The organism is Polaribacter sp. P097, assembly GCF_036864555.1.
In the GTDB taxonomy this organism is placed as follows: domain Bacteria; phylum Bacteroidota; class Bacteroidia; order Flavobacteriales; family Flavobacteriaceae; genus Polaribacter.
This window is the reverse complement of record NZ_JAZETJ010000003.1, coordinates 35,451-59,678: the sequence shown is the minus strand read 5'-3', so window position 1 is coordinate 59,678 and position 24,228 is coordinate 35,451. Positions and strand designations below refer to the sequence as shown.

Below are 24,228 nucleotides of genomic sequence, written 5' to 3'. Positions count from 1 at the left end.
TGCGTTAAAAATGTATATTTGCTTGTATAAAAGTATTTTTTTATTGTAAATTGCATCATTATATTAAAACCCTATCAATTTTAAATTAGATAATGAAAAACATATTTAAAATAACATTCATAGTTTTTGTCAGTTTACTTTTTGTGAATTGTAAAAGTTCTTCATCCAATAAATCTAGGTTAACAGGTTTATCTTTTAACGATCCTAAAAATGGTAATTATATTAGAGCCAATTCTTTTGATGGCCAAGAAACTCCATTAGGAATGGTTGGTGTAGAAGGTGGTTCTTTTACTATGGGACAAGTACAAGATGATGTAATGTTCGACTGGAACACTACCCCAAATAAAATACACGTTCGTTCTTTTTATATGGATGAAGCAGAGGTTACCAACTCTGAATATTTTTTATATGTACAATATATGAAAGATGTTTTTCCTCCTTCTGAAGCGAAATACAAAAACATTTACAGCTCTATTTTACCAGATACTTTAGTTTGGAGAAAAAGTTTAGGAAATACAGATATCTTGTCTGAAAACTATTTTCGTCATCCTGCTTATGCTGATTATCCTGTTGTGGGTGTTAGCTGGTTACAGGCTAACGAGTATTGTAAATGGAGAACAAATGCAGTAAACTTAAAAACCTTAATTGACAAAGGGAACATTAAAAATATTTTTGATATTGATACCATAAGTAACTTTTTTGATACAGATGTTTTCTTAGTTGATGATTCTAAGTTATTTGACGGTGACACCACTGTTTATAAAAGAGGTATTGGAAGAACTGTAAGAAAACGTGGCGAAGCAAGACCAGCAAAAGATGCTTTTCAAGGAAGAAAAATCACAAATGCAGATGGTGTTTTAACGCAACGTTTTCGTTTGCCTACAGAAGCTGAATGGGAATTTGCAGCAAAAGCAAATGTAGAAAACAGAGAATATAATAACATTAGAGGTAGAAAAAAATATGCTTGGAATGGTAAATATACAAGAGCTAAAAATAAAAGAAACAGGGGTGATCAACTAGCCAACTTTAAACAAGGAAAAGGAGATTATAGTGGACCTTCTGGTTGGAGCTCTGATGGAGCAGATATACCAAATGAAATTAAATCTTATCCTCCAAACGGATTTGGTTTATATGACATGTCTGGTAATGTTGCAGAATGGGTTGCTGATGTTTATAGACCTATTATAGACAATGAAGCAAACGACTTTAATTATTTTAGAGGTAATTTATTTACTAAAAAAATGATAGATAGTAAAGGGAATGTAGTTTTTGCAGGCGAACAAGGTGGTGCAGAAATAGAATATGACACCTTACCAAATGGTAAAGTAGTACCAAGATATTTACCAGGTTCTATCAAATATGTACCAATTACCAAAAATGATGCTACTTTAAGAAGAAACTTCTCAAAAGCAGATAATGCCAATATTGGTGATGGAGATGCAAACTCAACTCGTTTTTACGAAGATGATGAAGATGAGATTGCTAGAAGACCTAGTATGTACAACTCACCAAAATCGCCTACTGTTGAAATTGATCCTGTGACAGGAAGAGAAGTTTTAGTAAACGATGATAAAAAGAGAACTACTTTAATTAGTGATAGAACTCGTGTTTATAAAGGCGGCTCTTGGTCTGATAGAGAATACTGGTTAGATCCAGCACAAAGAAGATATTTACCTGAATATATGGCTACAAACTATATTGGGTTTAGATGTGTTACAGATAAATTAGGACCACTTTCTAACGGAAAAAGAAAAGCAAGAAATCCTAGTAGATAATTAATACACTATCAAAGAATTCAAACCTCATTGTTTTTAAATAATGAGGTTTTTTTTATCTTTATTTTATGGAAATAGCAAAGCTTTACAACCTTTATACACAGCATTATTTAGTAGATACAGATACTAGAAACATTCGTAAAAACACAATATTTTTCGCCTTAAAAGGTGATAATTTTAATGGAAATAGTTTTGCAGAAGAAGCACTAAAATTAGGAGCTATTTATGCTATTGTTGATGAAGAGGTTTATCAAACACAAGATGCCATTATATTAGTGCCAAATGTTTTAGAGACACTACAGCAATTGGCCAATTATCATCGCAAACAACTTAAAGCTACAATTATTGGTTTAACAGGTAGTAATGGTAAAACTACAACCAAAGAGTTGATATTTGCTGTACTCTCTAAAAAATACAAAACCATTGCCACTAAAGGAAACCTTAACAATCATATAGGAGTACCTTTAACCCTACTTTCTATGCCCATAGATACTGAAATGGGGATTGTAGAAATGGGTGCAAACCATCAAAAAGAAATCGAATTTCTTAGCAATATCTGCGAACCAGATTTTGGATACATCACTAATTTTGGAAAAGCACACCTAGAGGGTTTTGGCGGAGTTGAAGGTGTCATTAAAGGAAAAAGTGAGTTGTATCAATTTTTAGAGCAGAATAATAAAATTGCGTTTATCAATCCTGATGATAAAATTCAGGTTGATAAAACTAAAAATGTCACAACCATTCCTTTTCAACCTAGTATAGCTTTAAAAGAAGCAAATCCTTTAGTGCAGTTATACTATGATAATCTAGTTATAAATAGTAATTTAATTGGGACTTATAATTACACGAATATTGCAATTGCAATAACTATAGGAAATTATTTTAAAGTTAAGGATGATGTTATTAAAGAAGCGATAGAAGGTTATGAATCTACCAACAATCGTTCTCAAATCATCAATCAAAATTCTAATGTAATTATTCTAGACGCTTACAATGCAAATCCATCAAGTATGAAAGTTGCCTTAGAGAATTTTCAAGCTTTAAAGGCAGATCACAAAATTGTTATTTTAGGCGATATGTTTGAGCTGGGTGATGCCAGCTTACAAGAACATCAACAGATTGTAAATATGGCTACCCAAATGAATTTTAATGGCTATTACTTTGTTGGAGAACACTTTTATCAAACTAAAGAAAATGAAAATCTCTTTAAGACGTTTGATGACTTTAAGAATGACTTTGAAGATAATATCCCTAATAATTCCTATATACTCATTAAAGGTTCTAGAGGAATGCGCTTAGAACGTGTTGTAGAGCTACTTAAATAATATTATTTTTATGATATTCCAATAGATTATCAATGGGTCTTTGAATAATTCCAGTTATTTGAAGGTTGTTTTTTTGAGCTACTTTCTCTAAAGTTTCTCTGAAATAATGGGCAATTGAACCAATGAAGTACAAAGGTGTAGTTGTATCTTTCTCAAAAGGTAGTATTCTATATTTAAAGAATTCCCGAAAGCCTCTTTTAATAATCTTTTTAATGTACTTCTCCTCTTTAAATTCAAACATAAACTTCGCAAAAGAAGCTAAATACATATTCGGATTTGGCATTCTATAAAGATTCTGTTTGATGTAATCTGCATCTAAATTGAATTCATTTTCAAAACGCTCTGCCATAGGTTTAGGCATTTTGTTATAGTAATATTCCCTTAGAAGCACTTTTCCAAAATAATTACCACTAGCTTCATCCATCAAGACATAACCTAAAGAAGGAGTATTCATTTGAACAGTTTTTCCATCAAAATAACAACTGTTAGAGCCTGTTCCTAAAATACAAACTAATGCAGGTTTTTTACCTGATGCAGCATACACTGCTGCTAACATATCTTCTGCTACATGTACTTTAGCATTTATAAAAATAGCTTCCATGACGTCTTGTAAAATTTTAGACGGCTTAGGAGTTCCACATCCAGCTCCATAAAAATGAATTTCAGTAACCTCATCTTTAATATTGATAAGTTGAAACATATTTACAATTCTGTTGTTCAATTCCTCTTGCTCTACAACAGCCGGATTTAAACCAAGGGTTCTTACACGAAATACTTCATTTTTATTCGTATCCAATGCTATCCAATCTGCTTTTGTAGATCCTCCATCTGCAATTAAAATCATAATACTGCTATTTTTGTCAAATATATTGCAAGTTATTTTAGTGAGCAATAGTATTAAAAACTTCAATCGTTTTCGTTATTATTTAACACAATTAGAACCTTCTAATATTGTAAATTTGCACTATAATTTGATATTTATGTTATTTTTTAAAAAGAAAGAAATTCTGTTAACCGAATTTTTCCCTTCTAATTTTATTGATATACATTCCCACTTACTACCAGGTATTGACGATGGCGCAAAAGATATCGAACAATCAATAGGTTTAATACAAAAAATGGCTTCTTATGGTATTAAAAACTTTATAACTACTCCACATGTTTTAGGAGATGTATACCCTAATTCTTCTGAAACTATTTTAAAGAAATTAGAAGAAGTAAGAGCAGCCTTAAAAGATCAAGGTTTACCAGATATCAAATTAAATGCTGCTGCAGAATACATGATGGATGAACAATTTTCAGCACTATTAGAAAAAGATGATATTTTAACTTTAAAAGACAATTATATTTTAGTAGAAATGTCTTATTTCAGTCCACCTATAAATTTATTTGACGTTTTATTTCAAATTCAGCTAAAAGGATACAAGCCTGTACTTGCTCACCCTGAAAGATACAATAGCTACCACAACAATTTTGAGATTTATTACAAACTTAAAAAAGCAGGATGTCTGTTTCAATTAAACTTACTTTCCCTAACACCTCAATATGGAGATAGTGTTACCAAAACCGCAGATCGTTTACTAAAAGAAAATTTATACGATTTTGTCGGTACTGACACCCATCATAAAAATCATTTGCATTTATTAAAAAGTATCAGCACTAAAAAGAATCTTAAAAAGATTAATCATTTGTTAGAAAATAATCTAAAGTTTTTAAAGTAAGAAGTTATTTACTAAACACATCAACTTTGATATTTATCATTTGGATCTTGTGGAGAGATCTCAAAATTATCATTTGATTTTTTTATTTTCCTGACATAAATTTAATTCGAAGTAGGATTTATGAATTTACTTTTTCGACATACTTTTATCATCTGTAGAAATTCAAAATTTATAGAATGTTTAGCGTCCAAAGAGCGCAGTGGTCTGGACTCGTTAATGGAATAAATTGTAGAATTTAAAAATGATAAAATAAGTCTAGATTTTTTTGATTCTTTTTTCATCAATGGAAAAAAGAAGAGAGTTGAAAAGAAATTTATCCATTCCGCTAAACTAAGCTTCGCTCAATACTTTAGATTGAATACCTTTTAATCTCAGTATTAGTCGAAATGACAAATAGTATTTTCTTTATAAGTTCCAATAAAAAAAAGGAAACAATACTGCTTCCCTTTTTTACTCGATTAAGAACTAAATATTCTTTTATACCAAGGTTTGGTTACTTCTTCCAAATAACCATTACCATAGCCATAACCGTAGCCATAGCCATAGCCACGTTTCATGTCTGTATCATTCAAAACAAAAGCCATATTTGGTAATTTTTTCTCTTCATATAATTTCTGAGGAACTACTAACATTCTCTTATCTAAGTAGTTTGCCCTAGAAACATATAACACCATATCCGCATATTTGGAAATTAACAAAGTATCTGTAACTAAGTTTACAGGTGCTGTATCCACAACAATATAATCATAATCTTTCTTTACTTCTTCCATTAATTGTTTTACACGATCTGTCAATAACAATTCAGCTGGATTTGGTGGAATCACACCAGAGGCAATGATATCTAAGCCTTTAATCTCAGGTATAGAAAACTTTAAATCGTCCAAAGTAAGCTGGCTATTCGTTATGTAATTCGTAATTCCCTTGCGTTCGGCTAATCCTAAGTATTCTGTTACTTTCGGAGCTCTTAAATCCATTCCTAATAACAATACTTTTTTACTCGATAAGGATAAGGCTGCAGATAAATTAATAGAAATAAACGACTTTCCTTCACCACTAGTAGTAGAGGTAATAAAAATAGTTTTCCCCAGATTATTCGTATTTTCAGGCAACATGAACGCTAAATTGGTTCTAATTAAACGGAATGCCTCAGCAGTACTTGTTCTAGCATTATCACTAATTACAATTTTCTGTTCTGTTTCCGAATGTGGCACATCACCTATAAAAGGCACTGTAGTCAATTGTTCAATATCCTTACGAGTATGAAGCTTAGTGTCTAATAAATTTTTCAGATAGATAATTACGAAAGGAATAATAACACCTAATAATAAAGCCACTAAAAATATAATTTTCTTTTTAGGTGCAACAGGAATATCTGAACCATAAGCATAATCAATAATCTTAGCATTAGGTACAGTTACTGCTAATGATATGGCAGTCTCTTCTTTTTTCTTTAACAAATATGAATACAACTCCGAGTAAATTTCTTTCTGACGCTCAATATCAATAATCCCTCTTTCGATTAATGGAATGTTCGCTATTTTAGCATTCACTTTTCTCGCTTCATTATTTAATTGCGATAGTTGAATTTCTAACGAATTTTTTAAATTCGCAATACTCGATAATAAGTTTTGTTGCAAGGTATTTATTTGATTTTGTATCTCAATCAAACGTGGATTCTTAATACCAGCGGTTGTTAATAAAGTGTTTTTTTGCAGTACCAAGTCATTGTACGATTGAATGGCTGCAGATATACTTTCATCGGTAAACCCTAAATTTGTAGGCAGCACGTCATTGTCCTGTGCTTGAACCTTTAATTTTTTCTGTATCCAATTGGCTAAGCTTAACTGACTTTTTAAAGTAACAATTTGTTGGTTGTTTCGAGTTACTTCTTCCAAAGCCAACTCGCCCTCTGTTGATAAACCTGTAATACCAAATTTGGTTTTGTAATTCTTAACGTTATCCTGTATTGAGGCTAAATCATTTCCTACACTAATTAATCGGTCTTCTATAAACTGTTTGGTTTTCTCGGAAACAATATTCTTATCAGAAATAGCATCTAGATTATACTGTATCACTAATTCGTTTAGAATATCCTCTGCTTTTCGTTTTACTGGATTGGTTAAACTTAAATTCAATACACTAGAGTTTTTATCCACAGGTGAAACATCTATTTTTTTAAGATATTCATCAATTAACTTATCCTTATTCAAAATTGAAACAAAAATTTCGAAATCTTTATTAAATTTATCCTCAGAATGTAAAATCTTAAAAGTTCCTATCTTATTGGAAATTGGTTCACCAAATTGATAATATGATTTTAAAGCCTTGTCCATATCAAACAAGTTGAAATTTTTAGCATCTAAGATTTGAACTATGAATGTAGTATCCGTTAATTCAAAATCTTGATTTCTATCAATAAATTCCAAACGAATCGGTGCGTCTAAATAAACTTCTGTTTGCTTAACCCTTCCTTCTACAAAATATTTGGTTGTTAATGCCAAGGAATCGATCACATTGCCAATGATTTTGCGAGATTTTATAATATAAATTTCATTATCGGTATTATTTGTAGAACCTGTTCCTACAATTCCTAAATCTGCCACTGCTTTTAGCTCATCAGAAATCCCGGATTTCTGATTATCTTTAATCATTATAGTAGAGGAAACACTATACGAAGGAGTACTATAACGCAAATACATAAAAGCTATCGTAATTGCTAGTATTACTCCTAACAAAAACCAACGCCAATAACGAAAGTATTTTTCAACCTCTTCACGAATATTTATAGTATCCGTATCTTCATTTTGAAAACTATTCAAATTATCTTTCATATTATCGGGTTATTAAAGTAACTAAGGTAATTACTACACTAGTTATAGAAATGAATAATGAAGTATTTGAATTGGCGGAAGCCGATTGAATACGAGCGTAGTTCTGCTTTACATACACCACATCATTTTGTTGCAGATAATATACTGGTGATGTAAAAATATCTTTTGACAATAAATCAATCTTGTATTGCACTTTTTTTCCGGCCTCTTCACGAGTAATTAAAATATCATTACGCTGCCCAGAAATATTTAAATCTCCTGCTAAGGCTAGTGCATCTAAAATGGTAATACGTTCATTAGGAATATTATAACTTCCTGGTCGTTGCACATCTCCTAACACTGATATTTTATAGTTCGCAATTCGGATATTGATATTGGGATCTTTTACGTAATCAGGGTCCAGTTTGTTCCTAAGCAAATCAATTACTTCGTCTCTCGTCAAACCACCAATTTTTAGTTTTCCCAAAACAGGAAAATCGACTTCTCCATTGGTATCTACTAAATACATTTGCTGCTGTGCTTGGCCTATCGCGCTATTCGTAGACGTTGCATACGATACCGCTGCCAAATTAAAAGGCTGTACTGCCTTTAAATCTTGGGCAGTAATGTTAATTTGTAATAAATCGTCAGGTTTAATAATTGTTTTGTAGCTGTTCGAAACCTTTGACTGGTCTATTTCATCATTTTGAAAGTAGATGATTTCTTTTTTAGAAACACAAGAGCTTATTAGTAATACCGATACTAGTGCTATGATACTTTTCTTCATTAAATAGTTTTTGGCGAAAATAACAAATTTTGAAATGATAGACCTAATTAATATCTAACTTTTCAAACTCAGAGTTATTAGAAATGTATTCAGGAACTATGGTTTTAATTAAACTTACAATTTCAGTATTTGACAAACTATTCTTATGCTTCTGTAAATTCTCAATAACATGTTGCACCCCTTCTTTATGAAATGATTGTGTTTTCGCAATCATAATTTTCTCATGATAGGTTTTTACGGTATTCTCTCCATTGGCGAGTAACTCCTCATATAATTTTTCTCCCGGTCGCAACCCAGTAATTTGTATGTCAATATCCTCCGGATATTTTAAACCAGACAACGAAATCATTCGTTTTGCCATATCAAATATTTTCACAGATTTTCCCATATCAAAAATATACACTTCACCCCCTTGACCCATTGTAGCTGCCTCAAGCACCAATCTACAAGCTTCAGGTATGGTCATAAAATAGCGGGTAATGTCTTTATGAGTTACCGTTAAAGGTCCACCTTTTTCAATTTGTTTTTTGAATAGCGGGATTACTGATCCATTTGATCCTAACACATTTCCAAAACGTGTTGTTGTAAATTTTGTATCCGATTGTTGTTTGCTTAAACAGCTAATATACATTTCAGCAACTCTTTTAGTAGCTCCCATAACATTTGTTGGGTTCACTGCCTTGTCCGTAGAAATCATAACAAAGCGCTCTACCTTATATCGAACAGCTAAATCTGCAACTTTTTTGGTTCCTAAAACATTAATTTTTATCGCTTCATAAGGGCTCTTCTCCATTAATGGAACATGTTTATATGCTGCTGCATGGAAGACGTTATGTGGTTGATATTTTTTAAAAACCTCTCGCATTCTCTTTTTATCTCTTACATCTGCTACTAAAGCAGAAAAATTAAGAACACCATTTAATTGTAGTTCTTGTTGTAAGTCATATAAGGCAGATTCTGCTTGATCTACCAAAATTAAGTGTTTTAAATTATAACGACTTAACTGCCTAGAAATTTCGGATCCTATGGAACCAGCTGCCCCAGTTACCAAAACCACTTTATTATCTACATCTCTTTTTACAATAGGATTATTAATTTCAATTTTATCTCTCCCCAGTAAATCGTCAATATTAATTTGTTTGATTTGATTTGCCTGCAGATCACCATCAATCCAAGTTACCAATGGAGGCACTATCTTTACTTCGACCTCTAAAGCTAACAAGCGATCTGTAATTTCCAATAAACGAGAAGGTCTTATTTTTTGAGTGGATATAATGACTTCTGTTAACTCATTTTTTTCAACAAACTCCTTGCTAATTTTATCAAAGCTGAAAATCTTAATACGATCAATTTTTTTATTAATTTTATTGGGATCATCATCAATAAAACCTAAAATATCGTAATTGTATTTTTTGTCTCTGTTTAAAGCGCCATAGGTAATTATTCCAGCTTCACCTGCACCATATATTAACACATTTTTAATCGTATTTACTTCAGTTGAAATTACATCATAGAAGGCTTTAAAAACATATCTGCTAATAATTAAAATAAAGACAGACACCAAATAGTGAATCACAATAATAGAATTTGGCACTGTAAAATAATTCAACTTAAAAAGTGAATTTAAAGCAACCATAAATCCTAAAGAAATAGTAGCTATAGTTACCCCCAAAAAGACATTAAAGGCGTCTTTGGTTCCTGTGTGACGAATAATTCCTTTGTAAGAACCTACAATGAGAAAACTAATAAAAGCTACAAAAGCTACAACAGGTATTTGAATTAGAAAAGTATCTGTATTAAAGTCTAAACTAATATTAAAACGAATAGTGTAGGCCAACAAAAAAGAGATACAAACTAGGATAACATCAATACATAATACCAACCACCTGGAAGCATATTTATTTAATGTTTTTAATAAGAAACTTCTTAGCATAATAGAAAATTGGCAAAATAACCTAAAGTGCGAATTTACAATATTTTTTAATATATACTTACAGGTGATACAAGGATTTAGCCTACTATTTTCTGTAATTTCCTGAAAATTATTATATAAGCGATTATAAAAACCAAAATCAATCCGAAAAATAATAACCACTGAACTTCTAAGGAAAGCTTATATGTTTTTAGTATGATTAAACTAATACCAAATTGCAGAATAGCATATAAAAATGAAACTTGTAAATGTGTAAACCTAGTTTTATCTACTAATTTTTGATAGATATGATGACGATGTGCTTCAAATATACTTTCTTGAGTAAAAAATTTACGATACAATAGAGTGTTACCAGCATCCCCTCCATAAACAATAACAAAAAGTAACATTAACGGAGATTCTAAATAATACATAAAATACAATCCCGTAAAAAACACCAGAGCACCAATGGCGATACTACCTATATCTCCAGCAAAAAATAAAGCTTTCGTTCTAAAATTGTAAAATCCAAAAATCAAAAGTGCTATAATCGAATATACTATTAAATCACTTTGAAGTAATTGCTCATTTTCATTTAAAAAATAGAATCCAAATAGGACTGATAAACTATACAACCCAGTTATACCATTAATACCATCCATAAAATTGAACATATTTATAATGCCAACCCCAAAGAGTAGTGCTGTGCAATATATATAAATGGGTGAATAAGGTAAACCAATTTCTAGCAAAATAAGAAATACCGCAATGAATTGAAATGGAAACCTTATTTTAGAAGAAAGTGTGTATATATCGTCTAAAAAACTAACAATCGCAATTAAGAAAATACCTAAGGTTAAATACGGATAGGTAAAATTATAAATAAGGTAAAAAAGCAAAACAGCAATTGGGAAAATAATTCCTCCACCTCGAACTGTGATTTTCGTGTGTGAACTTCTTTGATTCGGCTTATCGATTATATTAAATTTAATTGCTAATTTTAAATAGATATAAGATAATACACCTAATGTTAATATAATAAATATATAGTTTTTCATAATTAAACAATATCTTTCAAACCACTTAAAGGGCGATAATTAATTTTTTTTAAAATCTTCCTATTAGAAAATGTTAGAGTACTTGTTAATTTTTCAAATTTATTTGAATTAAAAGGAAAGAGAGGAATTATATCTCCAAATTTACCTATAACTTTAAGAATTATTTTTGGCAATTTTCTTATTTTCTTATTGTATTCCCTTGCTATAGCTGAGTCTATTTCAGCTATTTCCGGGTGATGACAATCTGTATAATTATAAACACCATTTAAATTCAATAAATGAGGAATAACATTAGCAACATCCAATGCCGATATTAAAGAACGTTTCGCTTCTCCTTTTCCTATTCTAAAATAATATCCTTTTTGTATGGCCTTAATTATACTACTTAAATTACCAACAGGATTTTTCCCTGTTATTAAGGGCAATCTTAATATTACGATTTTAATATTATTTCTTTTTCCAAAATCAATCAGAAGTTCTTCCGCTTTAATTTTACTAAGTGCATAAGGAGTATTTCCTTTAAGTGGATGGTTTTCTTCAATTAATTCACCTGAATCGACACCATAAACAGCAACTGAACTGATAAAAATAAAAGTTTTTAGCTTTTTTAAATTTAATCCATCTACCAAATTTTTTGTCCCTATAAAGTTTACTTTAAAAAAAGCTTCTTTTTCAAGCTCGGTTTTAGGGATGACATGTGCTTTTCCGGCAACATGTATGACATAATCTACATCAACCTTTGGTAATGTATCTTTTAGCAAATTAAACTGTATATCGGACTCTTTATTGCGACCAGCTTTAATAATTTCATAATTTTCACTTTCTAAAAAGTTTAAAATAGTACTTCCTAAAAAACCTGAAAAACCAGTTAATAATACTTTTCCCATTATCCTTTAAATTGAAAAAATTTGGGTATAAGTCTGAAAAATGGATATAAAAACTTGTTGACTTTTAAATCATTTTTTTTAAAAGCTCTTATACATTCTACATTTTGATTATAAATATTTTTAAAGCTTTTATTTGTTTCACCACCTAAACGCATTTTCACTAAAGGCTCCTCCAAATAAGTTGTACTTATTTTATATTTATCCAAAAATCGAAGCATAATTTCAAAATCAGCGGCAAGTTTAAAGCGTAGATCAAATAATCCATACTTATCATAAACCCTTTTCTTTACATAAAAAGTTGGATGTGCAGGATGCCAACCGTACCTAAAAGGTTTCTGTTTACCCGTAACCCATCTTCTCACAATTTTATCGGTATCATTTTGAGCTACATAAAATAAGTCAGCATAGACAGAGTCTAAATTGTCACTCATTAAAATACTTACCACTTTTTCAATTGCATGATCATCACAAAATAAATCATCTGAATTTATTATTCCAATAATATCACCAGTAGCCATTAATATTCCTTTATTCATTGCATCATAAAGTCCTTTGTCCGGTTCAGATATCCATTTTGATATCAATGTTTTTCTTTCCTTAATTAATTCTAACGTATTGTCTTTCGAACCACCATCTACAACAATATATTCAATATTCTTATAGGTTTGTGAAGCTACAGAATTAAATGTAGACTCAATAGTTCTTGCACTATTATAGGAAACCGTAATTATTGAAACTTTCATTATTTATTCTCTAAGATATTTAAAATTTTCTTATTAAAAATAACCGAATCATACTTTAAACTTGATTCAGTAATATTATGTTTTTGTATCTTTTTTAGGTTTGAAACACTTCCCAACAAATCTAAAATACTATTTTTTAATGCTTCAACACTATTAGGTTCTATTAAACATCCATTATTACTTGAAACTATGTCTGCCAAATAATTATGATTTGTAGTTATAATTGCATTTCCAAATTTCATAGCCTCGATTATACTTATAGGTAAAGCTTCTGTTTTATAAAAGGTTGGAAGAACAAATATAGAGCTTTCTTCTAGTAATTTTTGTTTGTCTTTACCATGAACTATTCCTAAATAAATAATTCTATTAGGATATTTATCTTCAAGTAAAGCAACCTTATCAGAAAACTTATACCAAATTTCATCTCTGCTCATAAAATCATCAGCCATAGGTTTTCCTGCTATAAATACCTTGGTGTTTTGATTAGTTTCTAAAATAGAGTCTAGTGAGCTTAAAAAAACTAAAATACCTTTACTGTACATTAAATTTGAAAGATATAAAATTTGATTTTTTTTGCTATTTAAATTTATATCCAAACCCATGTAATCAGAAGAATAACAATTCTCAACAACATTAATCTTCATTTTAGTAAACTGATTAAATTGAGACTTCATTGATGGTAAAAGGACAATAGTAGTATTTACTTTATTATATAAAAAAAAAGCTACTTTTCTAAAAAAATTATATGAGTTAATGAAAGTTTTAAAATCAGCCCCATGCAAGTGATTTACAATTCTAATTTTAAAAATATAGGCTAAAAAAATTAAATAAAAATCTTTTATTGCGCTTACTTTATTTCTACTACATGTGAAATAAATTACATCAATTTTTCTTGTCAATAAATAATATGTACTTATAAGGATACTATAAAAATTAGAAATATACTTATTATTATATCTGGTTGTATTTATTAGTATTTTCTTTTTTTGATAATTATCAAACACTTCTTTAAAAGATATAGATTGCCCTGTAATAGGATTAGGGTATGGCCCAAAAAACAATACTTTATTACTTTTATTCATGAATAAAATTTAAATTGATTATATTAAGATTCTACATTAATTTTAACGGTATCCAAACTTCTAATTGGCAAATATAATATATGTTATCTTTTTTATTAGGTATATAGAAAAACTTAATATCCTACATTAAATTTTGAAATCATTTTTTATTGAAATACTAATTGAAAATATTGCATCTTTTAACAGTCGTTTGGAATATTTAAAAATCTTACAATAATATTCAATTTCATTTTTATTTTATCCTTAAAATCCACTCCTTAGCACTAGATATTTTACTTTGGTGAATACTACACCAACCATATTGAGTTTTAATTTTATAGTTATTCACAACCATCATTGGCTCACCATCTGCAAGCAAACTAATTTCTGGTATATTTATAATTGAATCTAAAATAGGGAAATTAAAAACCACTTTCTCCTTTCTACTATTATCAAATTTAATTATAATTGTGTTTCCATCTTCTTTAATTTTGAACTTTGATATAATTGGAATTGTTTTAATATAATTTATTGATTCTATGTTAGGTAGCAACCTGTTTATAATCCTATTTTTAGACCAATTTTTGTTATGTTTAATTTTAAGCAACCCAATATAATTTCTTAAAACAACATTGCCATAAGTGTTTTTATTTCCAAACATTCCTAACCAAGGGCCAAATGTTCCTTTATTTATCATTCCATATTTCTTCATCCAAAATGAAGAAATAATTGGACCAGTTTCGGCAAGATATTTTTTTCGTCCATTAAAAGTAGAAATAAAATAATTGGCTGTTCTATAAATAGTAACTCCAGAATCATTTAATTCACTAGTTTTAGTTTTAATCGCTTTTTTCTGAAAATCTACCAAAGATAGAACCATCCAAAATAAAAAGTGGGAAGTATACACAGAGCTATAATGATAGTCCCACCACAAGTGCTTTTCTTGACCTTTGCTATTATTAAGCATTAAGTTGTTGTTTTCTAACATAATAGCAACTTTATTACTTAGAAAAGAAATGGCTTTTTTAATCTCTAAATCATCCTGTGAAGAAGACAATAAATACAGCCACATGCCCCAAGCAAAAATCTGATTAGTTCCTCTTCCTTGATAATTAATATCACCATCAGGAGCAACTGAATTTAATAGAAAACCCATTTCTTTAGAAAGATCTATTTCAAGCCCTCTACAATTCATAAATTGCAAAACAGCAACTGTAGCTAAATCGTATTGTAAATTAAAACTTTTTCCTTTAGGCAATATATCTTCAATACCCCCATCTTTGTTTGTTGCCCTTTTTATTTTAGATCTACAAGCTTCCCCTATATTCTTATATTTCTCATCTGTAGTCCATTCATATCTTTTAATATTTACATACCAACGCATTGGCAACCAATTAACTGTATCATGATTGCTATCAGAAGTTGAACAAACTTTCTCCTTGATTTGATTACATAATTCAGAATCAATATCTTTTAATATATCAAAAGCGACACATAGTGCAAAATTATTAAAATCGGCATGAAAACTATGGAGTAGTTTACTGGTATCCCATCTTTTAATGACACTTAATAACAAAGTTTTTCCTTTTTTTAATAGAGGTAAATCATCTCTTAAATTACCTAAAAGAATAAAAGCAGTAGCTATATGCGTAGCACCATAATGTGCAGAAATTTCTTTTTTATCTATTGGATCAATAAAACACAGTAAACCATTTTGATCAACCTTAATCCAGTTTTCGCAAGTTTTAAGTGTTAAATTTACCAATTCATCAATTTTTTTCATCACCTATAAATTATTATTTGGTTGTTCGATTTTTAATTGATCTATTACAGTAAGAGTATCGAATGACTCTTTCAAAGACACAAGTATACTCTGCTTCTTATTATTCTTCAAACAGCGTGTAACCTCTTCTACCTCATATTCAAAACCCTGATATTTATACTTATAAACACACTCTTCAATTTTATGACCATTAGAATTAAATAAACTAATTTTGTTAGTTCTATTAAATTGAGAACTCCACTCTATGGATCCTTTTTCACCAATAATGGCAGCTTTACTTTGTGAAGAAAAATTTGACGAAATATTAATAAAAGCCCTCTTTTTTTCTTTTTGAGCTGATATTTGCCAGTCAGAATCTATTCCAAAAGACGAAATTCGTTTAGAAAACAGCATGCGCTCTGGAATACCTTTAAGAAAGGTGGTCATAAATGATATCGCATAAACTCCATAATCTGATAAAACTCCGCCACCCTCATTTGCATTAAATATAGTATCTTTTGGATTAATTTGTTGTTTTTTATAGAAATCTGCTTTAATTAACTCAATTTTTCCAATTTTTCCTGCATCTATCCACTCAAATGCTTTTTTAAAAGTTGGTAAACATTTCATCCACATTCCTTCCATTAAAAAGCAATCATTCTGTTTTGCAATTTGAATAAGTTCTTCGAACTGCTTTAAATTAGAAGTAATAGGTTTTTCACATAAGACGTTTCTTTTTGCCTCTAAACAATCTTTTATGATTTGATAATGTTGTTTAACAGGAGTAGCTATATATACAACATCTAAATTTAAATTTCTATCATTTACCATTTCAAGATAGCCGCCATAAGCTTTGCACTTACCATTCCTAGATGCAAAAGATTGTGCTTTTTCTATAGATCTAGACGCTACTGCTTCTAAAACAGCTACTTTATTTCCATGAATAGTAGCCGATAAAACTTGAGCCATGTTTCCTAAGCCGATAATTCCCCATTTTAAGACATCGGGTTCTTTTTTTACCAAAGGTAGCCCATAAGCAACAATTTTTTTCTGAACAAAAAGTTTTATTCTTTTCAACATCTTTACGATTGTTTATTTATTTGATTCCTATTTACCTCGCTGCTATCTTTAATACCATTTATAGTGTTTTTATACGCTGTATGCATAAAACTTACCATTCTATCTATTTCATTTGACATACTCCCAGCAATATGAGGAGTTAAAAAAACATTCTTTTTTCTTAAAAGAGCAGACCAAGGTCTTATAGGCTCTTTTAATGTTACGTCTAAAAGCGCACAAGCATTTGGTTTTTTACGCATTGCTTTTGCGAGGTCTTTCTCTATAATTTGTTCGCCTCTTCCTGTATTGATAAATGTTGCACTATCTTTTAATAAAGAAAGTACATCCCAATTAATTATTCCTTTGGTTTCCTTAATATTTGGTAAATGATTGGTAATTACATCGCAATTGCTAAAGATAGCATCTAGTTCTTTCAGTTTTATGTTTAGTGCTGTAATTTTTTCATCAGAAATAAAAGGATCGTACACCCAAACTTCTATATGATAAGGTTTTAATAATTCTGCCACTTTAGAACCGATTGCACCGCATCCAATAATACCTACTTTAGCATTGTAATTACCATTTTTACTATTTGTATAGCTACGCCCTTTATTAAAGCTAAACCTCCATAAAGGTGTTTTATATGCTTTTTGAGCTTGAAAATATCCTTTGTTTGCGAGTAGGATTTGTGCGGTTACAAATTCTGCTACTGGAATTGCATTTGCTGTGGCTGCAGAAAAGACTTTAATCCCACAATTTAAAAAAGGTTTGGCAAAATATTTTACTGTTCCAGCTGCATAAAAAACTGCGATTAATGATGGAAAATATGCTATAATTTCATCTTCTGAAAACAAGGGCATATTCCAGGTAGAAAAAATATATTTAACGTTTTTAAACCTACTAGGATTTTCTTTAAGATTTAGTTGTGTACAAAATTCTGTTGAAGAAAAGGCGTCATCTAAATTATTTAATTTGGCCTTTAGGTTTGCTCCATCATTAAGATTGGTTGTTAAGACTATTTTATCCATTTATTTCTCTAAGCTTTTATATAACTCTATTGCATAAGCAGAGGTATACACAAATGCGGTACTTGTATAAAAATTATGTACAACAGCTCCTTCCATACAAAACGAAAAAATTCCTCCTTGAGCCTCTCCTTTATTAGCGGTATGATTTGCACACCATTGTAAAGCTTTTTTAGAGCTATTAATTATTTGGTCGTTAGGTTTTATTTCATTCCAATCCATCAAGTTCTTTGCTATAACAGCAACACCTTTACAATCTTGACCTAAAAAAGGTTTCGAAAAGTTATAAGACCATCCTCCGTCTTTAGATTGTTTTTGCAATATACTTGAAATGGTATCGTCTATAACGTTTTCAATTCTTTTAGTTTTAAGTACTTTATACGTAGGTATTAAACCTTCTAAAGCCCAAGCTTGTCCACGAGCAAACAAACCTCCTACTTGTTTGTTTTTAGAGCTTAAACTGGTGCAAAATGCCTTTTGGGACTCATCGTAAAAAAGATTGATAAATTGGTCCGTAAACTTTTCTAAAAATAACTTGTACTTTGGTTTATTTGTAATATCCACCAAATTAGCAAATAAGGCAGCAGTAAATCCAGTGTCTACTATGGTATAGTCTTTTAACCATTTTTTATTTTTAAAATCATATCCTGTCCAAACTAAGCCATCTTCTCTAGCCGTATCCATAATCCAGTCTGCACATTTTATAGCTATATTAAGATACTCTTCATTTTGAGTAGCCCTATACAACTGAATAAATGCATTATTTGCTACATAAGCCGAATCATTTGGCGCCAATACAGGTATTGGTCCTTTTGCATTATAATCATTTCTAACTATCCAACCTCCGCAATCTAGTTGTTTAGATTTTAGAATCTCTCCCAATTCGATAGCTTTTTCCATTTCTCCCTTTTTACAATATAGTCTAACGATGGCTGCATTTGTCCAGAGCCAACTAGGTAAGCACCATTTATTAATAGTACTAGAAATATAACCTGTATATAGTAAACCTGAATATTTATAGCCTTTTGGAATAACAGAACTTTGTATAAACTTCCCCCAAAAACTAACAGCGTCCTTAAAGCTAACTCCTAAAGATAATTTAGAACTACTTCCTTTCTGAAAAGAATCTTTTAAATGCGGATTACTTGCTAATTCTACAATATTTTCAATCGGAAAAAACTTCTCTTTTTTAACCTTGGCAGGTTCAGTTAAATTATTTTCATTTAGAAAAGCTCCATCTATCTTAATTTCATTTGATTTACAAAAATCTTCGGAAGACGCATTAACAAAACGATATTCGCTTTTTTTTGATTTTCCAAGTAGTAATTTTGCAAGAAAATGTAATTTACATAAAAATTTATAGTAAAAATTTCTCATTTAGTTTTATATAATTAAGTAAGTGAATAAGACATTTTCTGGATTTACTCTTAAATGATAAAGGACCGAATTCTTTAACTTTAGTATAGTATTCTTTTGCTAGTTCATATTGCTTGATTTTTAAAGCTTGTTCTGCAATGGAAATATAATTATGCTTATATATATAGTTTTGTTCTTTTTGAGATAGTCCTTGAATAACATATTTAAATTTAGACAAATATTGCTTTTTAATACTAATCATTTTTTGGACATTAGGCAGATTAAAGTTCTCATTGTTTTTTATAACAAGAACTTCAGTGATTGCCTTTAAGGAATATTTTTGAAATAGACGAACTAAAAACTCGTAATCTTGGTGTCTTAAAAATTTTTCATCGAATCCGTTTAACTCTTCTATTATATTTCTACGAACAAAAATATTAGAACCCGTTGAAAACATAAATGTACATGCTAAAGTTTCTTTTATAAACTTTCCATCAAAAACTTCTTTATGAACCTTGTATCTTTTTCCATTTCGTCTAAATTCACATCCCGTATATACCCCAGCAATGGATTCATTGCTGCTTTCTGCAATATCATAGCATTTTTGCAATCTATCGTTAAGGTATTGGTCATCACTATCTAAAAAAGAGATATAGGATCCTTTTGCGACTGCTATACCTGTATTTCTGGCAACAGCTCCATTTTTATTTTTATTGTGTTTTATGTACGTAATCCTTTGATCTAGACTTGTATGTTTCTGCACAATTTTCTCCGTTAATTGTCTGACCTCAGTATCAGGATTATTGTCATCTACAATAATTAACTCGATATTTTTCAGTGTTTGATTTAAAACACTAATAATTGCATCATTTAAAAAAATAGGCTTTCCATAGGTTGGGATAATAACCGATACTTTTAACATGTCATTTTTTACTTAAAATTATACTTTCTACTTAAATTTTAAAAATTATCCTGTTCTCAAAATCCAAATATTAGTTAAATTATAAAAATATATTTGAATATTTACGCATAAAAGTAATAACCCTTTTTTATATAAGCTCAATAAAGCTAAAATATATAAAACTTTTCCAATAAAATCAGTTTAAAACTACAGATTTATTTATAACCCTTGGGCTTGTAAAAAACCTATATAACTTCATAAGAATAAAAATAGTGAATGGATATGATTGCATAAAAAAGTGATTGCTAAAAAACATTTCTACAACTGCTAAACTCACGCAAGCATAAATGGCTACATCGAAAGGAGATTGCGAGACTTGGTATTTTGAATATACTTTTTTTACAAAAAACCCTAAAAAAAGAGACATAAATACAGAACCATAAAATCCAAAATCTTTATAAGCACAAACTATATAAGTAAACGTATTAAATGAGGAATATGATTCTAGTTCATATTCCTTTTCAAAATCATCATCAAATTGAGCATATCCAAGTAATGGTTTTAAAGTCCATAAGCCTTCTGTGCTTTTAGTTTGAGTTTCGGTCACATATTGCAAATTTGACCAAGCCGTTGTAAAGTACATATACGGTAAGAAAAAACTTGCATCTAATGACCAGTCAACTCCTTGCTGAGAATAATAATGAAGTCCATCATTAGCATCATAATCACCTCGATCTTTATTTGCAAAAGAAAATGCATAAATCATAAAACAAACTCCAATTAGAGAATAAATCAACAGTTTTCGTCTTTGTTTTAGTGTTTTTATATAATATTTTTCGTAAGTAATTAAAAACGTTAATAAGTTTAGGAGAACAATCATTTTTGACTTTCCAAATAAGATAGAACTACCTACAATAAAAGCCACAAAAACGAGCATTATTTTATTTTTACTTTTTACCGCACATGTTATAGCTCCAATAGAAAACACCCATAAAACTGAACTTAAAGAAGGAAAAAACCTAGCACTAAAACCTAACAAATACAAAATTATTGCATGTACTATAAGATGACTAGACAAATTAATTCCTGCATAATATGGCACATTTTTAGCCCCTCTAGTAATTTTAATTGCAAACACAAATGCTGCCATATTTAATATAGCCAACTGGTATGTTTCATGCTTAAGATCTAACATATAAAATGACCCTACATTAACATAAGCCAAGAGTGATAAAGGTGTAATGGCAAAAAGATAAAAAGGATTCATAAACCTAGCTTCCTTTTTTCCTGATAGAATACAGGTTACTAAAACTAAGAATACTGAAAATTTATCTAACAACATTGAATTGAATTGAAAGCTAATAAAAATAGCTAAAAACAATAACGAAAATGTAACCTTCAAATCTTTTCCTATCATAGACGTAATGTAATACTATTTTATATTAATAATTTTTTTGACTTTTCCAACAAGTTCTAACTTCTCTTGTTTAGCTAACCCAAATAAAAAGAATAGAGCAATATAAATACAAACAAAAATTACAATTTTTATAATAAAACCATGCCATTTATTGATATCAATAATAAAATCTACAAGTAGACCAAAACATAATGCTAGTAATAAAGAAGGCAATAGCCGTAAAAATGAAGCTAAAAAGAACTTTTTTATATCTAGTTTAAGTATTTTAATATAAACAATATTGTTAAAGATTATTGAAACAGAATAAGCTATCGCAACAGAAACTGAAACTCCTAAAACACCATAATATTTGGCTAAAGGAAATACAAATAACAAACTAGTTAAGACTTTTAAAATCCCAGAATATGCTAAATATTTCACTTTACTCTGTGCAATTATTGTAGTGTAAGCTATCTGTTGTGGTAAGCTAATATAAGATGGTAAGATCATAATTATAGAACAAATGTATACTATACTAAACTCTTCGCCAACCCACAAGTTAATAAACTGCTTACCAAAGCTAATTAAGCCAATATAGATCATACTGGTCATAAAAATCTGTATTCTACCAACTTTAATCATTAATTCAATAATATTATCCGCTTCCTTATTAGCTATAAGTCTAGAAACTTTTGGTAAAAAAAGCCCATTTATAGCATTTGCAAATAGAAAAAAGTATCCTTCAACAGCAATAGCAACACCTAAAAGTGCAATATATTCCGAGCTATAATAAATACCTAAAATAGAAGGAGCTACACTTAACACTCCTCTTTGAGAAATTGCATAAATGGTAACCCACATTGAGAAAGCTATAATTGCTTTTAAAATACTATTATCCCAATATTCCCAATTGACTTTAACTTCCGTAAATCTTTTTAAAACAATTAACTTTAAACCAATTCTAACAATACCAGCAACAACATTAACAAGCACTAAGGCATATAGCCCATAGCCAAAGTATAAGAAAATTGTCATTGAAGATGCTATTAAAATCTTGTAGAGAAGATCACATAGCTTTAACTGCACAAATTTTTCATGAGCTAAAATTGTACCATCTAAATGAACAAATGGAAAAGAAAAAATACTAAAAATTGCAACAACAGCATATATAAATTCAAATTTCACAAGTTCCTCTGGAGATAAACCCTGAAAAATATTAGGAATAAAAAAATAAACAGAAATAAGAACAAGAAAAATGATTACATCTGCAATAATATATAGTTTATAAGTAACACTTAAGAATTGGTTTACTTTATCTAACCTCCCTTCGGCTAGGTATTTTGACACAAACCTTTGTACAGCATTACCCAAACCAAAATCGAACACGAAAATATTTATTACTGACATTGCAAGTACATATAAACCATAATCTGGTTTACCAATTGAGCTAATCATCCAAGGTGTATAAATAATCCCAATTAGAATAGTTATAAACAATGAAATATAGGACATTATTGCGCCTGCTTTAATTTGACTAATCATCTAATCAAATATATTTAGATTTAGGCACAAAATTGAAATGGCGGAATAGAAATAAATCAATTTTCCCAATTAACTTCTTATAAGTCTCTTTCACTAAAGGTTTTGGAGGAGTATGGCGTATTAGCATTTCTGGTTCATTTGTAAAAATATCATTTGTAAATTCAAAGGACTCAGATGCATCAACTAATTGATTTAAATTATAATCTAATAGTTTATTATTTTTACTTTTAGAATTTACCCCCGTGCCATCTGTTCCAATATTTTTGACTTTAGATATTTTAGGAAATACACAAAACTTATCTTCGAGGCAAATGTAACTTCCTCTTGCTGAATCTCCATAAACTATATTATTCTTTATCATGTTTATTATAGAATAGACAGTTGATGTCTTGTATTTCATTAACTTATTAAAACTTCCTTTATCTTTAAGGAGCTGTTTTAAAAAGTCCAAATTATAATATTTTTTAATATGTTCTTCCTTAGAAAACCATGTAGCATAACCCCAAGGACTTGCATGCTTTGAAATGTAAAAGTTATTTTTAAAACTTTTGGGAAACTCCATAGGGTAGTTATAGCCACATATAAAACTTATTCTATCATCATCTTTAAACTTTTCTAAACCTTTATTTAAAAAAACTAAAAAATTAGGACTAAAAACGTTATCATCCTCTGAAAAGATATATCTATCATAATTAAGTTGTACATCAGCAACAATAGCTCTCGAATTACTATTAGGAAATTTAATCCCATAATTGCGTTCTCTTCTAACAACGATTAACTTTTTAAATAAGTGAGAAGTCTCCTTTTTGTGAAGATACTTACTCAACTTAGACCAACCTGCTCTATATTTATCTGACGGAGGATAATCCAGAGCAACATATACATCAGTTTTGTCAGCCAAAGTACATTTTTCCAACGATTCTAAACATGCCTTAAAGTGGTCTAATCGGTTAAGTGTTGTGATTACTACAGGTGCATATTCGCTATTCATAATTATAATAATATTGAACTTTTTATTTGTTTATTAATCCTAAATTGTATCTAGGCGTTACAATACAACGTGTAATACTTTTAAATTTCACACAAACAAAAATTATCATATTCTAAT

19 protein-coding genes are annotated in these 24,228 nt (G+C 29.6%); 3 read left to right on the top strand and 16 right to left on the bottom strand.

Annotation, left to right across the window (positions count from 1 at the left end; genetic code table 11):
• Positions 1 to 92: 92 nt before the first annotated feature.
• Both gldJ and V7R38_RS11975 read left to right on the top strand, forming a co-directional pair.
• On the top strand, positions 93 to 1,775 hold the full coding sequence (gene gldJ / locus V7R38_RS11980; protein ID WP_015480878.1) for a gliding motility lipoprotein GldJ: 1,683 nt from the start codon (positions 93 to 95) through the stop codon (positions 1,773 to 1,775).
• 68 nt (positions 1,776 to 1,843) lie between these two features.
• The gene (locus V7R38_RS11975; protein WP_334058756.1) at positions 1,844 to 3,100 is read left to right on the top strand and encodes a UDP-N-acetylmuramoyl-tripeptide--D-alanyl-D-alanine ligase; all 1,257 of its coding nucleotides are present in this window, start codon (positions 1,844 to 1,846) and stop codon (positions 3,098 to 3,100) included.
• Here V7R38_RS11975 and V7R38_RS11970 read toward each other — a convergent pair.
• Complete coding sequence (locus V7R38_RS11970; RefSeq protein WP_334058754.1) at positions 3,093 to 3,944, bottom strand: N-acetylglucosamine kinase; 852 nt, start codon at positions 3,942 to 3,944, stop codon at positions 3,093 to 3,095. The genes V7R38_RS11975 and V7R38_RS11970 overlap by 8 nt on opposite strands.
• Positions 3,945 to 4,080: 136 nt before the next feature.
• Here V7R38_RS11970 and V7R38_RS11965 point away from each other — a divergent pair, with 136 nt between their 5' ends.
• Entirely contained in the window at positions 4,081 to 4,821 is a 741-nt protein-coding gene (locus V7R38_RS11965; protein ID WP_334058752.1) for a tyrosine-protein phosphatase, read from the top strand.
• Positions 4,822 to 5,279: 458 nt separating this feature from the next.
• On the opposite strand, the gene V7R38_RS11960 is transcribed toward V7R38_RS11965, so the two are convergent.
• From V7R38_RS11960 to V7R38_RS11890, 15 genes are all read right to left on the bottom strand, one after another.
• Positions 5,280 to 7,652, bottom strand: coding sequence for a GumC family protein (locus V7R38_RS11960; protein WP_334058750.1), 2,373 nt, complete (start codon positions 7,650 to 7,652; stop codon positions 5,280 to 5,282).
• A 1-nt stretch (position 7,653) separates the two neighbouring features.
• Positions 7,654 to 8,418, bottom strand: a complete 765-nt coding sequence (locus V7R38_RS11955) for a polysaccharide biosynthesis/export family protein (RefSeq protein ID WP_334058748.1) — start codon at positions 8,416 to 8,418, stop codon at positions 7,654 to 7,656.
• Positions 8,419 to 8,461: 43 nt separating this feature from the next.
• Positions 8,462 to 10,351, bottom strand: coding sequence for a polysaccharide biosynthesis protein (locus tag V7R38_RS11950; protein WP_334058747.1), 1,890 nt, complete (start codon positions 10,349 to 10,351; stop codon positions 8,462 to 8,464).
• A gap of 77 nt (positions 10,352 to 10,428) precedes the next feature.
• A complete protein-coding gene (locus V7R38_RS11945; protein ID WP_334058746.1) occupies positions 10,429 to 11,388 on the bottom strand; it encodes an MraY family glycosyltransferase in 960 nt (319 codons plus the stop codon).
• 2 nt (positions 11,389 to 11,390) lie between these two features.
• Positions 11,391 to 12,275, bottom strand: coding sequence for an NAD-dependent epimerase/dehydratase family protein (locus V7R38_RS11940; protein WP_334058744.1), 885 nt, complete (start codon positions 12,273 to 12,275; stop codon positions 11,391 to 11,393).
• Positions 12,275 to 13,018, bottom strand: a complete 744-nt coding sequence (locus V7R38_RS11935; protein ID WP_334058742.1) for a glycosyltransferase family 2 protein — start codon at positions 13,016 to 13,018, stop codon at positions 12,275 to 12,277. Before V7R38_RS11935 ends, V7R38_RS11940 begins: the two co-directional genes overlap by 1 nt.
• A complete protein-coding gene (locus tag V7R38_RS11930) occupies positions 13,018 to 14,100 on the bottom strand; it encodes a glycosyltransferase family 4 protein (RefSeq protein ID WP_334058740.1) in 1,083 nt (360 codons plus the stop codon). Before V7R38_RS11930 ends, V7R38_RS11935 begins: the two co-directional genes overlap by 1 nt.
• A 232-nt stretch (positions 14,101 to 14,332) precedes the next feature.
• The gene (locus V7R38_RS11925) at positions 14,333 to 15,862 is read right to left on the bottom strand and encodes a hypothetical protein (RefSeq protein ID WP_334058738.1); all 1,530 of its coding nucleotides are present in this window, start codon (positions 15,860 to 15,862) and stop codon (positions 14,333 to 14,335) included.
• Between the two features lie 3 nt (positions 15,863 to 15,865).
• The gene (locus tag V7R38_RS11920; protein WP_334058736.1) at positions 15,866 to 16,921 is read right to left on the bottom strand and encodes a Gfo/Idh/MocA family protein; all 1,056 of its coding nucleotides are present in this window, start codon (positions 16,919 to 16,921) and stop codon (positions 15,866 to 15,868) included.
• Between the two features lie 2 nt (positions 16,922 to 16,923).
• On the bottom strand, positions 16,924 to 17,928 hold the full coding sequence (locus V7R38_RS11915) for an NAD(P)-dependent oxidoreductase (RefSeq protein ID WP_334058734.1): 1,005 nt from the start codon (positions 17,926 to 17,928) through the stop codon (positions 16,924 to 16,926).
• Entirely contained in the window at positions 17,929 to 19,302 is a 1,374-nt protein-coding gene (locus V7R38_RS11910; protein WP_334058732.1) for a glycoside hydrolase family 88 protein, read from the bottom strand.
• Positions 19,283 to 20,203, bottom strand: a complete 921-nt coding sequence (locus V7R38_RS11905; protein ID WP_334058730.1) for a glycosyltransferase family 2 protein — start codon at positions 20,201 to 20,203, stop codon at positions 19,283 to 19,285. Before V7R38_RS11905 ends, V7R38_RS11910 begins: the two co-directional genes overlap by 20 nt.
• Before the next feature lie 175 nt (positions 20,204 to 20,378).
• Complete coding sequence (locus tag V7R38_RS11900; RefSeq protein WP_334058728.1) at positions 20,379 to 21,599, bottom strand: O-antigen polymerase; 1,221 nt, start codon at positions 21,597 to 21,599, stop codon at positions 20,379 to 20,381.
• Positions 21,600 to 21,614: 15 nt separating this feature from the next.
• Positions 21,615 to 23,120, bottom strand: a complete 1,506-nt coding sequence (locus V7R38_RS11895) for a polysaccharide biosynthesis C-terminal domain-containing protein (protein ID WP_334058726.1) — start codon at positions 23,118 to 23,120, stop codon at positions 21,615 to 21,617.
• Positions 23,121 to 23,124: 4 nt separating this feature from the next.
• The gene (locus V7R38_RS11890; protein WP_334058724.1) at positions 23,125 to 24,111 is read right to left on the bottom strand and encodes a glycosyltransferase family 2 protein; all 987 of its coding nucleotides are present in this window, start codon (positions 24,109 to 24,111) and stop codon (positions 23,125 to 23,127) included.
• Between the last annotated feature and the right edge of the window lie 117 nt (positions 24,112 to 24,228).

What these genes read in the sequence shown, in the direction of transcription:
- gldJ (WP_015480878.1), top strand. Translation starts at nt 93, where the DNA reads ATGAAAAACATATTTAAAATAACATTCATAGTTTTTGTCAGTTTACTT.
- V7R38_RS11975 (WP_334058756.1), top strand. Translation starts at nt 1,844, where the DNA reads ATGGAAATAGCAAAGCTTTACAACCTTTATACACAGCATTATTTAGTA.
- V7R38_RS11970 (WP_334058754.1), bottom strand. Translation starts at nt 3,944, where the DNA reads ATGATTTTAATTGCAGATGGAGGATCTACAAAAGCAGATTGGATAGCA.
- V7R38_RS11965 (WP_334058752.1), top strand. Translation starts at nt 4,081, where the DNA reads ATGTTATTTTTTAAAAAGAAAGAAATTCTGTTAACCGAATTTTTCCCT.
- V7R38_RS11960 (WP_334058750.1), bottom strand. Translation starts at nt 7,652, where the DNA reads ATGAAAGATAATTTGAATAGTTTTCAAAATGAAGATACGGATACTATA.
- V7R38_RS11955 (WP_334058748.1), bottom strand. Translation starts at nt 8,418, where the DNA reads ATGAAGAAAAGTATCATAGCACTAGTATCGGTATTACTAATAAGCTCT.
- V7R38_RS11950 (WP_334058747.1), bottom strand. Translation starts at nt 10,351, where the DNA reads ATGCTAAGAAGTTTCTTATTAAAAACATTAAATAAATATGCTTCCAGG.
- V7R38_RS11945 (WP_334058746.1), bottom strand. Translation starts at nt 11,388, where the DNA reads ATGAAAAACTATATATTTATTATATTAACATTAGGTGTATTATCTTAT.
- V7R38_RS11940 (WP_334058744.1), bottom strand. Translation starts at nt 12,275, where the DNA reads ATGGGAAAAGTATTATTAACTGGTTTTTCAGGTTTTTTAGGAAGTACT.
- V7R38_RS11935 (WP_334058742.1), bottom strand. Translation starts at nt 13,018, where the DNA reads ATGAAAGTTTCAATAATTACGGTTTCCTATAATAGTGCAAGAACTATT.
- V7R38_RS11930 (WP_334058740.1), bottom strand. Translation starts at nt 14,100, where the DNA reads ATGAATAAAAGTAATAAAGTATTGTTTTTTGGGCCATACCCTAATCCT.
- V7R38_RS11925 (WP_334058738.1), bottom strand. Translation starts at nt 15,862, where the DNA reads ATGAAAAAAATTGATGAATTGGTAAATTTAACACTTAAAACTTGCGAA.
- V7R38_RS11920 (WP_334058736.1), bottom strand. Translation starts at nt 16,921, where the DNA reads ATGTTGAAAAGAATAAAACTTTTTGTTCAGAAAAAAATTGTTGCTTAT.
- V7R38_RS11915 (WP_334058734.1), bottom strand. Translation starts at nt 17,928, where the DNA reads ATGGATAAAATAGTCTTAACAACCAATCTTAATGATGGAGCAAACCTA.
- V7R38_RS11910 (WP_334058732.1), bottom strand. Translation starts at nt 19,302, where the DNA reads ATGAGAAATTTTTACTATAAATTTTTATGTAAATTACATTTTCTTGCA.
- V7R38_RS11905 (WP_334058730.1), bottom strand. Translation starts at nt 20,203, where the DNA reads ATGTTAAAAGTATCGGTTATTATCCCAACCTATGGAAAGCCTATTTTT.
- V7R38_RS11900 (WP_334058728.1), bottom strand. Translation starts at nt 21,599, where the DNA reads ATGATAGGAAAAGATTTGAAGGTTACATTTTCGTTATTGTTTTTAGCT.
- V7R38_RS11895 (WP_334058726.1), bottom strand. Translation starts at nt 23,120, where the DNA reads ATGATTAGTCAAATTAAAGCAGGCGCAATAATGTCCTATATTTCATTG.
- V7R38_RS11890 (WP_334058724.1), bottom strand. Translation starts at nt 24,111, where the DNA reads ATGAATAGCGAATATGCACCTGTAGTAATCACAACACTTAACCGATTA.